The sequence below is a fragment of the Corallococcus sp. AB032C genome (assembly GCF_003668935.1).
Lineage (GTDB): Bacteria > Myxococcota > Myxococcia > Myxococcales > Myxococcaceae > Corallococcus > Corallococcus exiguus.
Genome location: NZ_RAWP01000182.1, coordinates 1 through 10,456 on the forward strand (window position 1 = coordinate 1; position 10,456 = coordinate 10,456).

The window sequence follows — 10,456 nt, forward strand, 5'->3', positions numbered from 1 at the left end:
GGTGGCGGTGTTGTCGGGTGGGGGCAGCGGCCACGAGCCGGCGCACGCGGGCTACGTGGGGACGGGGATGCTGCACGCGGCGGTGGCGGGGGACGTGTTCACGTCACCCAGCTCGGACGCGGTGCTGGCGGCGATCCGGGCGGTGTCGGGGACGGCGGGGGCGCTGCTCATCGTGAAGAACTACACGGGGGACCGGCTCAACTTCGGGCTCGCGGCGGAGCTGGCGCGAGCGGAGGGGATTCCGACGGAAGTGGTGGTGGTGGCGGACGACGTGTCGCTGCGGGAGACGGTGGAGCCCGAGCGGCGCCGGGGCATCGCCGGCGTGGTGCTGGTGCACAAGGTGGCGGGGGCCGCGGCGGCGGCGGGAGCGTCGCTGGCGGAGGTGGCGCGCGAGGCCTCGGAGGCAGCGGCGGCGCTGGGCAGCATGGGAGTGGCGTTGGGGCCGTGCACGGTGCCGGCAGCGGGCCGGCCGGGCTTCACGTTGGGGGAGGGCGAGGTGGAGCTGGGGCTGGGCATCCACGGCGAGCAGGGCGTGCGCCGGGTGGCGTTGCAGCCCGCGGACGCGCTGGCGGACACGATGTTGTCGACCATCGTGGAGGACCGGAAGGTGGGCCGGGGCGACCGGGTGGCGTTGATGGTGAATGGGCTGGGAGGGACGCCGCCCATGGAGCTGGCCATCGTGACGCGCCGGGCGCTGGCGTTCCTGGCGGAGCGAGGCGTGACGGTGGAGCGCGCGTGGCAGGGCACGTTCCTGTCGGCCTTGGAGATGCCGGGGTGTTCGCTGACGTTGCTGAAGGTAGATGACGCGCGACTCGCGCGGTTGGACGCGCCGACGGAGGCGCCAGCGTGGCCGGGTCGTGGGCAGGTGGTGACGCGGCGCCAGGTGGTGCCCACGCGCGCCGCGCTGCCGACGGTGAAGGGGCATCCGAAGCCGCAGCCGATGATGCCGCGGGTGCGCGCGGCGGCGCTGGCGGTGGCGGACGCCTGGGACGCGGCCGAGGCTCGGCTGACGGAGCTGGACAGCAAGGCGGGGGATGGAGATCTGGGTTTGAGCCTGGCGCGTGGCGCGGCGGCGATTCGCGCGTTGCCGGAGGAGGCTTGGGCCACGCCGTCCGGTGCGTTGACGGAGCTGGGACAGGCGTTGCGCCGGAACATCGGCGGCAGCTCCGGGCCGTTCTACGCGACGGCGCTGCTGCGGGCGGCGCGCTTCCTGGCGAGCAAGCCGGCGGACGCGGCGGCCTGGGCGAAGGCGTTCGAAGTGGGTGTGGAAGCGGTGTCGGAGCTGGGCGGGGCGAAGCCGGGAGACCGGACGATGGTGGATGCGCTGCATCCGGCGGCGGTGACGCTCGTGCGCGCGGTCCGGGAGGGGAAGACGCTGGGGGAGGCGTGGGTGGAGGCGACGCGCGCGGCGGAGCAGGGCGCGGAGGCGACGTCGAGCATGTCGCCGCGATTGGGCCGGGCCAGCTACCTGGGGGAGCGCGCGAAGGGGGTTCCGGACGCGGGGGCCGTGGCGGTCGTCATCTGGATGAAGGCGCTGGGTGAGCGCGCGGGGTGACGCGGATCAGGCTTCGTTGTCGGGCAGGAGCGTGAGGAGGAGTGCGTCGTCAGGGCCAAGTGGGCGCCAGCCGGGTGGCGGCGGGTTGGCGCGCAGGGACGCCATGAGCTGATCCGCACGCTGCTGGTGGGACTCTGGCGTGTAACCACTCCAACGGCCGAGCGCCTTGGCGACCGCGAACCGCGAAGCGTCATCCATCACGGCTGGCCAGCCGTGGGGAAGGCTTTGCGAAAGCATGCGCACGAGTACGCCGCGTACGAATCGCGTAACCTGGTTGCGACGCTCTGCCTCGGTGAACAGCCCGCTCAGGATCTGGGCTCCTGCGATGTCGCCCTTCCCCAAATCCTCTGCCAGTTCCACCAGCGAAGCAGTGGGGCGCGCATCGGCGAAGTCCGTGAGCGAGGTGTGACCGCGTTTGAGGACCCGCTCATACATGCGAACCTTCCAGTTTCCCTGCCACGAGCGTCCGTCGGTCATTGTCGTCTCGTAGGTATGAAGCTCAAAGGCGCTGGACGGACATTGTGCTGAGCGATCAGGCTTCCTTGTCCGGCAGGAGCATGAGGAGCAGTTCGTCGTCGGGGCCGAGGGGGCGCCAGCCGGGGGGAGGTGGCGTGGCTCTGAACGACGCCATCACCTGATCCGCGCGCTCCTGATACGCATCAGGAATGTAGGCAGACCATGACCCGAGCGCCTTGCCGATCTGGAAGCGAGAAGTGTCATCGACGACGGACGGCCAGCCGTTGGGGAGACTCTGCGACAACATGCGTACCAAGACGTCCCGGACGAAACGCGTGACCCGCTTGTGCTGTTCTGACTCAGCAAGCAAGCCGCTCAGCAACTGCACGCCAGCGACATCGTCCTTGCCCAGTTCATCCGCCAGCTCAGCCAGTGGTACGGCAGGACGTGCATCGGCGAATGCGGTGAGGGAGTCATAACCACGTTCACGGACTCTCTCGTAGAGGCGGGCCTTCCAATTGCCCTGCCAGGCACGCCCATCAGTCATCGTTTCCTCCCAGAGATGAACCGCATTGGAATGCGATAGAGCCTCATGTTCTCCGCGACGGTGTTCAGGATTTCATTTCGTGTCAATGGGCGGCCCGTTGCTCTCTCGGAATTCTTCAAGAGGCGCATGATCAGCTGGTTCCATTCCCCGGTCCAGGTACGACCCAACTTCCAGTCGCCGCCGCCGTGAATCGCCTCGTGGTGTGACTGCTCCAGCCGGACGCAGAACTGGTCGATGCTCATCTCGCCCGTGAACCCGCGCTTCTCGAACCACTCGCGATGCTCCTGCGGCATGACGTGGTGCTTCGGTGCGCTGGACATCCCGGCTCCGGCCCTGCCGGTCTCGTGCATGGCGCGAACTTCGGGGCTGTCTCCCAGCGCCTCGCGCACACCGTTGGGCAGGTCCTGCTTCGCCTGCGCCATCAGCACCTGACCCGCGTGGATGCGGACCGCCGCGCTGACGACGGGCGCGGAGATGACTCCCGCCTGCACCAGCCTGCGCATCCGCTCGACCCACTCGGCGGTGACGACGATGCGCGAGCCCAGCATCACGCCTCCCGAGCCCATCACGAGCCCGACACCGAGCGTGACGGGAGCGGCGGGGGGCGGCCTTGGCAGCGTCGCCTTCAGGGCTGAAACCAGCGTGAGCATTTCAAGGAACTGGGCCGCCGCGACGACCCTCCCGCCGCGCTCCATCGCTCCGCGCGCACCTTCCTGGATGGACTGAAACTCCCGGGTGAGCTGCCCCATCAGTTCAGGCATCGCGGTCGCAGTGGCCTGCACCTTGTCGGGGTCCATTGACGCGAGCGCCGTCATGGCTGGCTCGATCCGCTTCCGCACACGGTCCAGGTCCACGAACAGCCGCTCAGCTCCGTAGAAGGGGCACTCCTGCTGGATGACCTCCGCGAGCCGCAAGAAGTCGAGCCATGTGGCCAGAAGCATCGCGCCGGAGATGACGGCCTCGAGTCGTGGACCTGTCAGACGGAGGATTCCCGCTCGCATGTCCGAGTCCTCGATCGTCTCCGATGCGTTCGCGAGCGAAATGGCTCTCGCGGTCGCGCCCCGCAGCCATGGCACCTGGATGGAGCCGTAGTCGGTGTACCGGGTGAAGACGCCGTCAAAGCCTCCCAGACCCTTCGTGTTCTCCGCGAGCCTGGGGAGCGCCCTGGCGACCCCATCCACCGTGTCCTGCACTTCCCCAAGGGCTTCGATGACTGCCTGATGGGTGAGCGGATCGAACGAATCCCCACCTGCTCGGGTCCGGGGGGCAGGGGAGCGCCGACGCTCCGGCGAGTCCGTTGGTGCGAAGGCCGCCCTCTGGCGAAGCACACGCGAACCGCTACGGCGCTCAGGCGCCTCCACGCCCGCGCATCCTGAGACAATCAACACCGCGCACAACGACAAAACCCAATCGCGCATGGGCCCTCCCTGTGTCGAGGCCTATCCGGGAAGCCGTACAGGCGACACGCGGCGCGCGGGACGCCGGGCCGGGAGCACGTCGATGAGCGACTGTGCTTCCTCCCAGCCCACGCCAGGCAGGATGACGTGCGAACCCGCCACGTCGATGCGCACGTGCCCGATGCCGTAGCCGCGCTCCAGCGGCCCCTGCCTCGCGCGCACGGACTGGATGCGAGAGCGCTGCACCACCGTCGTGCGCCTGCGCCAGAAGCCCTGGCGCACCACCACCAGGGCTTCCGTGAGGAGCCATCCCTGGAAGCGCCAGTCGAACCAGGCTCCCAGCAACTGCGCGGGCAGCAGCAGCCAGGCCACCGCGCCCCAGGCTCCCCAGAACCAGGTCGCTGGCGCCGCCACCAGCACGCTCAGGCCCACCGCGCGGACGCGTGCCCGCTGGAGTGCCTTGGGATGCGCTCGCTGGAATGGCATCGCATCAGGCAGCTCAGGCACGAACTCCCGCAGCAACTCCGGCATGCGCGCCGTGGGCACCACTGGCACCAGCAGCTCCGCGCGGTCGGCGGCCTCCTTGCCCGTGCGAACGCCCGCTGTCTCCACCTCCACCGAGCCGAAGCCCAGCGTGCGGCGCAGGAACGGTTCATCCAGCACCACCTGCTGGATTCGCGCACGCCGCACCGTCACCTGCCGGCGGGTGATCAGCCCTCCCACCGCTCGCAGGTGCGTGCCCGTGTCGACCAGCCGGAAGCCATGGAACTGCAACACCGCTCGCGCGCCACTCACCAGCCACAGGCCGAACAACCCCGCGAGCGCCGCCACCGTCGCGGCCAGCCAGCCCATGCCCGGCGCCGCCACCGCGTCCCAGTGCGCCTCCATCCATGGCAGCAGCAGCTTGTGGAAGGTCTCGGTGATTTCGTGCAACGCGCCCATCACCACCGCGATGACGCCCAAGCCCAGCGCGGTCGCGCCGTAGAGCAGCAGGCCACCCAGATGGGCTTCGGAGAGGACGCGTTCCTCCGGCGCGGCTTCGCCGGGCAGGAGCACCGTTGCAGTGCCTTCGCCTCGCACGGTCTGGAGTGCTTGGATCAACGCCTGTGCATCCTCTGGCGCCAGTCCTCGCAGATGGCCGTCCGCCTTGCCTCCGGAGGCCGTCTCCACCTTCACCTCCACCAGCCCGAGCAGCTTCGACACGAAGGGCTGCAAGACCTCCGTGTTCTGCACCCGCGCGGCTTCGATGAACCGTGAGGTGCGCGTGAAGACGCCGGACCGGATCTCCAGCTGGGCGTCCACCACGCGGTAGCTCGTCGTGGCCACTTCATAGAGCATGGCGGCGAGCAGCAGCACGGCCATGCTCAGCACGATCACCCAGAGGACCACCGGCAGGCCGCGCTCACCCGCGAAGTACGTGGGCAGCAACGCGCCCAGGAGCATGCGGCCAATCGTCCCCGACAGGGGCACCAACGCCGCGAGCGGCGCCTTCGCGCTCAGCCGCTTCCAGGACACCTCCTCCGGCGGGGCCAGCGCCACCGGCTCAGACGACATCGTCGGCCTCGCGCCGCACCAACCGCTCGCGCAGGGCGTCCGCGGTCTCCCGCGTCAATCCGGGAATCTCTCCGTCCGCGCCACTGCCCGCGGCCGTGTAGATCTGCAGGCGCGCGAGCCCCAGTGACCGCTCGATGGGGCCCTGGTGCACGTCCACGTGCTGGATGCGCCCCGCCGGGATGGACACCACTTCGTGCAGGAGTACTCCGTGGGAGATGACCAGGTCGTGCTCACGCAGCGCCCAGCCCCAGCGCTCGTGCGCGCGTTGCGGATACCACGACGTCAACACGCTCAATCCCAGCACCACCGCGCACGGCAGCAGGAACGGCCAGTGCTCGTTGCCTGCGAAGCTCAACCCCAGAGCCACGGCGAACGCGATTCCACCGTAGATGCCCATGCGCAGGAGCGCCCGGATGCGGAACAACGTGAGCGCTCCACGAGGAAGGCGTTCCAGCGTCGGCAGAGGGGCGGTCATGGGGAGCCTCCGAGGGGACCGCGAATCTACTCCATCAAGCCTGTAAAGCTGAACAGGGCTTCATGTTACGGCGCCTGACGCAGGCCGAACGCGGCGCGGTGCGGGTCCTCACACGGCGCGACGCGTGTTCCATCGGGCATGACGTGCGTGCCGTTGGCCACGAGCCCTCCACCCTCGATGACCGCGGCGAGGGCGCGGTCCAGGTCGTCGACAGCGAAATAGAAGAGCCAGTGCGGATGGATGTGCGGGAGGCGCGCGGTGCTACAGGCCGCCCCCACGCTGCGCCCATCCTCATGCCAGGTGAACTGTTGATACGTCCCGACCTCGGGGGACAGCTGGAGTGCTTCCGTCGGCCGCCAGCCGAACAGGCCGCTGTAGAGGCCCAGGGCGCGGGCATGGTCGGCCGTGTGCAGTTCGTGCCACGCCAATTCCGCGTGCGTGTTCCGCCCGGCCCGGGAGGTCAGTGCGACCACCGCGCCCAGCGGATCCCGCAGCACGGTGGAGGCGATGCCTTCCGTGGACCGCCTCGGAGGCCCGAGCCGCTCCGCGCCGAGCGCGACGAAGCGCTCCACGAAGGACTCCAGGTCGGAAACGTGGATGTGTCCCAGCCAGTGACTCGGAGCACCACGGGCGGCGGCGGCTTCGGGCAGCAGGGAGACTTCCCACGCGACGTCCATTCCCAGGACGTCCAGGTAGAAGCGCCGCGCCTCGCCGGGCCTGGGAGAGCGCAACTCGTACCAGCAGAAGCCGTTCTTCATCGGGCTTCTCGTAGTGGACGGGCCCGGAGGAAGTAAAGCCGTGCTCAGCTGGGGGCGCTGGCGGAGTCCTGGGAGAGCACCTCACGGAGCTCATCGATGCTGACGGAGAGGAGCACGGTGTCACTCACCGAATGCACCAGTCGCGTCGGCACGTAGATGCGCCCCGCGTGGAAGTAGTTCCAGTAGACGCCGAACTGCTCGGAAGCTTCCGAAGTCAACTTCACCTGGATGGTGTCGATCTTCCAGGTCTCGCTGTCGATGGACAAGGTCTCCACGTTCCCGAGCGCCTGACCTCCGGCCGTGACGACCATACGGCCCTGGGTGACGCTTTCCGCGAATTGCATGGGGGTTGTTCCTCCGTTCGCTCACAAAGGTGGGGATGCCGCGAGTGAAGTGCCGTCATCCATCCGCACGGGTGACGGACGGGGCTCCGCATGCCTGCACAGCGAAGCAGGCGTGAGCCGGATGAGCTTCATCTCCTGTCAGGGGTGGCCCGAATCCTATCCGGCGAGCTCCGACCCGTTCGGGTCCGCCTGGAACGGGCGGGCGTCCCAGGGCAGCATCAGGCGGAAGGTCGTTCCGCTGCCGGCGTCGCTCGTCAGCTCGACCCTTCCACCGTGCGCCTGGGCGCACCCCCACACCAGCGTCAGTCCCAGTCCCCAGCCCTTCGACGGCCCCGTCTTCGCGGAGCGGGTCCGGATGAAGGGCTTGAAGATGGCCTCCTGGTCGGCACGCGCGATCGCCGGCCCCTGGTTGTGCACGGAGGCTTGCGCTTGCGCGCCGGTCGCCGTGACGGTGAAGGTGATGCGGCTGTCGGCCGCTCCGTACTTGAGGGCGTTGGTGCCCAGGTTCCACAAGGCGCGGCGCAGCTCTTCGGCGCTCCAGATGCCCCGGACGTGCTCCTCCGCCTCGAGCACGAAGCGCCCTCCATGGAGCATCGTCAGCTCCTCGACGACGTCGTGGGCGATGCTTCCCAGGTCACACGTGTCGAGCCGGAGCGGCAGCCGTTGGCCCGCTTGGATGCGATTGGCGTCGAGCAGGTCCCGTACCATCTGGTCCGCCCGTTCGATGTTCCGGTCGATCCGCAGCGCCAGGTCGCGTCGCGCCTCCAGCTTCTCCGGATCCCGGAGGAGCGCGTGCGCCCCCATCTTCGCCGTCGACAAGGGGCCACGGAGATCATGGGCCAGGATGGTGACGAACTGCTCGCGGAGGCCGCGCTCGGTCTCGAGCGCTTCGACCTTCTCCTGGAGGTTCGTGTACAGCCGGGCGTTCTCCAGGTGGACGCTCAGGTGCTGGCCCAGCGTCTGGAGCCGCTGCTTCTCCCGGCCGGTGAACTCACGGGTGTTGGTCAGCCCGACGTAGAGCACGCCCGTCAGGGCCCGGTGGGCGGGCAGCCGGACCCCGAGCACGGAGTGGATCCCTCCCTGGCGGAGCGACTCGCTCACCTCGAGCGTCGTGGTCGTGGCGTCCCGGAGGGAGTAGGTCTCCTCGCCCGCCTCCACGATGCTCCCGGGAAAGGACTTGGGGTCCAGGGAGGTCGCGTAGTGTTCCAGTTGCTCGTTGCCGGCTCCCGCGGAGGCCGCGGTGACCAGGCGCTCGTCCTCTGACGCGTACAGCAACAAGGCGCAGCTCTGGGCGCCCATGGCCTCCAGGATGATTTCGAGCAGCTCCTTCAATTGGCTCCGGCTGCTCGGTTCGTCCAGCCTGAGGGCCTCGCCGGCCACTTTCTGGAGGAGCCGCAGGTAGCGCTTCTCTGTCTGTTCTTCCTCCAGCAGGTGTTTGCCGAAGAGGTCCGCGACGGACTCCATGGCGACGTGCAGCTCGGTGTAGAGCCGCTCGACGTCATGCCCGTCGGGCTGCTCGCCGGGAGGCGTGGTGGCCCAGGTCTGGGTGATGCACCGTCCCAGGATGGCGAACTCCTCGACGACCTCCGCCACATGGAAGCCCTGGCGAAGCCGTGCGGACACATGGCTTTCGACGTGCTGCCGCTGCTGGTTGTCGCCATCACCGCCCGCTGCCCGCGCTTCCATGAGGGACGCGAGATAGATGGGCATGACGTTCCTGAACTCGGGCTGTTCCAGGCCACGGGCTGATGCGGCCCGGGTCGCCTCGTCCATCCAACACTGCATGATCTCCGAGTGATGGCTGCGGATGGCCTCCGCGATGCTCGCCATGGTCCTTCCCCTGTCATCGAATCCCTTGAGGCCGCACAACAAGGTGGTCGTCGTGGGCCCCTGATGCAACAGAAGGACCGATTGGGGAGGGTGCCTACCCCCGGGCAGCAGTCAGGCGTGAGGGCGGCCTGGCTGCCTAGACGTCGATGCCGTCCCGGCGCAGCTCATCCACCTGGGCGAGCTGCGCCAGCGTCCCCGGCGGCGGCGTGTACCAGCCGGGATCGCCATCCCCCTCCAGCCGGTCGCGCACCTTGAGGATCGTGAACATTCCTCCCATGGTGATCTCGTCGTAGGGCCCCTTGCCGCCGACCATGGCGATGGAGTTCGCGGGCATGGGCATGTGGTGCATGCCCGCCATGTCCCCCATGCCCGTCTGTCCCATCGTCATGTAGCCGGGCAGCAACGGGCGTACCTTCGCGTCCAGGTCTCCGGGCTTCACGCCGACCATGTTCGGCAGGTCGTGGCCCATCTGGTTCATCACGTGGTGGGTCATGTGGCAGTGCATGGCCCAGTCACCGGGTTCGTCCGCCACGAACTCGATGGTGCGGGTGCTGCCCGTGGGCACCAGCACCGTCGTCTCCGGCCACTGCGCGCTCTCCGGGATGCGGCCTCCGTCCGTGTCCGTGATGCGGAACTGGTAGCCGTGCAGGTGGATGGGGTGGTGGTCCATCGCGCTCAGGTTGCCGAAGCGGATCCGCACCCGCTCGCCCTTGCGCACCACCAGCGGATCCGTGCCGGGGAACGCCTTCGCGTTCATCGTCAGGATGTTGAAGTCCGTCATCTCGTTGGGGTCCGGACGCCGCGTGCCCGGGTCGATGCGCCACTCGTGCAGCATGATGGCGAAGTCGCGGTCCACTCGCGGCCCCACCGGCTTGCGCGGGTGGATGATGAACAGGCCCACCATGCCGAGCGCCATCTGCGTCATCTCGTCGTGGTGCGAGTGATACATGCACGTCCCCGACTGACGTACCTTGAACTCGTACCGGTATGTCTCTCCCGGCGCGATGGCCTTCTGGTTCAGCCCGCCCACGCCGTCCATGCCGCTGGGGGTGAGGACGCCGTGCCAGTGCACCGTGGTGGACGCGGGCAGCCGGTTCGTGACGTAGAAGCGCACGCGGTCGCCCTCCACCACCTCGATGGTGGGCCCGTGCACGTGGCCGTTGTAGCCCCAGCACGTGGCCTTGAGGCCGGGCGCGAACTCGTGCTCCACCTCCTGGGCCACCAGGTGGAACACCTTCACGCCGCCCACGTTCTTCCACGGCAGCTTCGCGCCGTTGGGCACGACGACGGGACGGTAGCCATGGCCCGCCGTGGACGCCTCGCGCGGGGCTTTCGCGGCGGGCACGCTGGATTGCGCCTGGGCGGCGCGGCCGTGCATCAACAGGGCGCCCGTCGCCAGCGTCGCGCCCGTGCGCGCGAGCAGCCCGCGGCGCGTGAGTGAGGGAGCTTCGGGCTTCGTGTCCTCGGAGGGGCCCTGGGTTTCGTCAGTGGGCTTCATGGTGCTCATGGGTGGGCTCGGGAGAAGGAGGGGGAGTGGGGG

Annotated in this window: 10 protein-coding genes; 1 reads left to right on the forward strand and 9 read right to left on the reverse strand. The window is 68.8% G+C overall.

Translation table 11 applies throughout. The features are described from left to right. The coding region (gene dhaL, locus D7X99_RS40165) for a dihydroxyacetone kinase subunit DhaL (RefSeq protein ID WP_121782355.1) at positions 1-1,555 on the forward strand (1,555 nt) is incomplete at its 5' end. Between the two features lie 6 nt (positions 1,556-1,561). Here dhaL and D7X99_RS40170 read toward each other — a convergent pair. The 9 genes from D7X99_RS40170 to D7X99_RS40215 all read right to left on the reverse strand — a co-directional run bounded on the left by D7X99_RS40170 (position 1,562) and on the right by D7X99_RS40215 (position 10,423). After that, positions 1,562-2,032 carry an NUDIX hydrolase gene (locus D7X99_RS40170; RefSeq protein WP_121782356.1) on the reverse strand — a complete coding sequence of 157 codons (471 nt, stop codon included), beginning with the start codon at positions 2,030-2,032 and terminating at the stop codon, positions 1,562-1,564. A 55-nt stretch (positions 2,033-2,087) separates the two neighbouring features. After that, positions 2,088-2,558, reverse strand: coding sequence for an NUDIX hydrolase (locus tag D7X99_RS40175; RefSeq protein ID WP_121754799.1), 471 nt, complete (start codon positions 2,556-2,558; stop codon positions 2,088-2,090). Then, complete coding sequence (locus D7X99_RS44110) at positions 2,555-3,472, reverse strand: DUF2380 domain-containing protein (protein WP_233614149.1); 918 nt, start codon at positions 3,470-3,472, stop codon at positions 2,555-2,557. The genes D7X99_RS40175 and D7X99_RS44110 overlap by 4 nt, the downstream gene beginning before the upstream one ends. Before the next feature lie 525 nt (positions 3,473-3,997). Then, the gene (locus D7X99_RS40185; RefSeq protein WP_121782358.1) at positions 3,998-5,509 is read right to left on the reverse strand and encodes a PH domain-containing protein; all 1,512 of its coding nucleotides are present in this window, start codon (positions 5,507-5,509) and stop codon (positions 3,998-4,000) included. Then, positions 5,499-5,984 carry a PH domain-containing protein gene (locus tag D7X99_RS40190; protein ID WP_120579581.1) on the reverse strand — a complete coding sequence of 162 codons (486 nt, stop codon included), beginning with the start codon at positions 5,982-5,984 and terminating at the stop codon, positions 5,499-5,501. Before D7X99_RS40190 ends, D7X99_RS40185 begins: the two co-directional genes overlap by 11 nt. A gap of 65 nt (positions 5,985-6,049) precedes the next feature. Further along, positions 6,050-6,742 carry a VOC family protein gene (locus tag D7X99_RS40195; RefSeq protein WP_121782359.1) on the reverse strand — a complete coding sequence of 231 codons (693 nt, stop codon included), beginning with the start codon at positions 6,740-6,742 and terminating at the stop codon, positions 6,050-6,052. Positions 6,743-6,786: 44 nt separating this feature from the next. Further along, positions 6,787-7,086 (reverse strand): PRC-barrel domain containing protein, encoded by a 300-nt coding sequence (locus tag D7X99_RS40200; protein ID WP_169820054.1) that lies wholly within the window; start codon positions 7,084-7,086, stop codon positions 6,787-6,789. A 156-nt stretch (positions 7,087-7,242) separates the two neighbouring features. Next, entirely contained in the window at positions 7,243-8,916 is a 1,674-nt protein-coding gene (locus D7X99_RS40210) for a GAF domain-containing sensor histidine kinase (protein ID WP_121782360.1), read from the reverse strand. Positions 8,917-9,052: 136 nt separating this feature from the next. After that, positions 9,053-10,423, reverse strand: a complete 1,371-nt coding sequence (locus D7X99_RS40215; RefSeq protein WP_121782361.1) for a multicopper oxidase family protein — start codon at positions 10,421-10,423, stop codon at positions 9,053-9,055. Between the last annotated feature and the right edge of the window lie 33 nt (positions 10,424-10,456).

Excerpts from the sequence above, each read along its gene's own strand:
- D7X99_RS40170 (WP_121782356.1), bottom strand. The coding sequence starts at position 2,032 with ATGACCGACGGACGCTCGTGGCAGGGAAACTGGAAGGTTCGCATGTAT.
- D7X99_RS40175 (WP_121754799.1), bottom strand. The coding sequence starts at position 2,558 with ATGACTGATGGGCGTGCCTGGCAGGGCAATTGGAAGGCCCGCCTCTAC.
- D7X99_RS40185 (WP_121782358.1), bottom strand. The coding sequence starts at position 5,509 with ATGTCGTCTGAGCCGGTGGCGCTGGCCCCGCCGGAGGAGGTGTCCTGG.
- D7X99_RS40190 (WP_120579581.1), bottom strand. The coding sequence starts at position 5,984 with ATGACCGCCCCTCTGCCGACGCTGGAACGCCTTCCTCGTGGAGCGCTC.
- D7X99_RS40195 (WP_121782359.1), bottom strand. The coding sequence starts at position 6,742 with ATGAAGAACGGCTTCTGCTGGTACGAGTTGCGCTCTCCCAGGCCCGGC.
- D7X99_RS40200 (WP_169820054.1), bottom strand. The coding sequence starts at position 7,086 with ATGCAATTCGCGGAAAGCGTCACCCAGGGCCGTATGGTCGTCACGGCC.
- D7X99_RS40210 (WP_121782360.1), bottom strand. The coding sequence starts at position 8,916 with ATGGCGAGCATCGCGGAGGCCATCCGCAGCCATCACTCGGAGATCATG.
- D7X99_RS40215 (WP_121782361.1), bottom strand. The coding sequence starts at position 10,423 with ATGAGCACCATGAAGCCCACTGACGAAACCCAGGGCCCCTCCGAGGAC.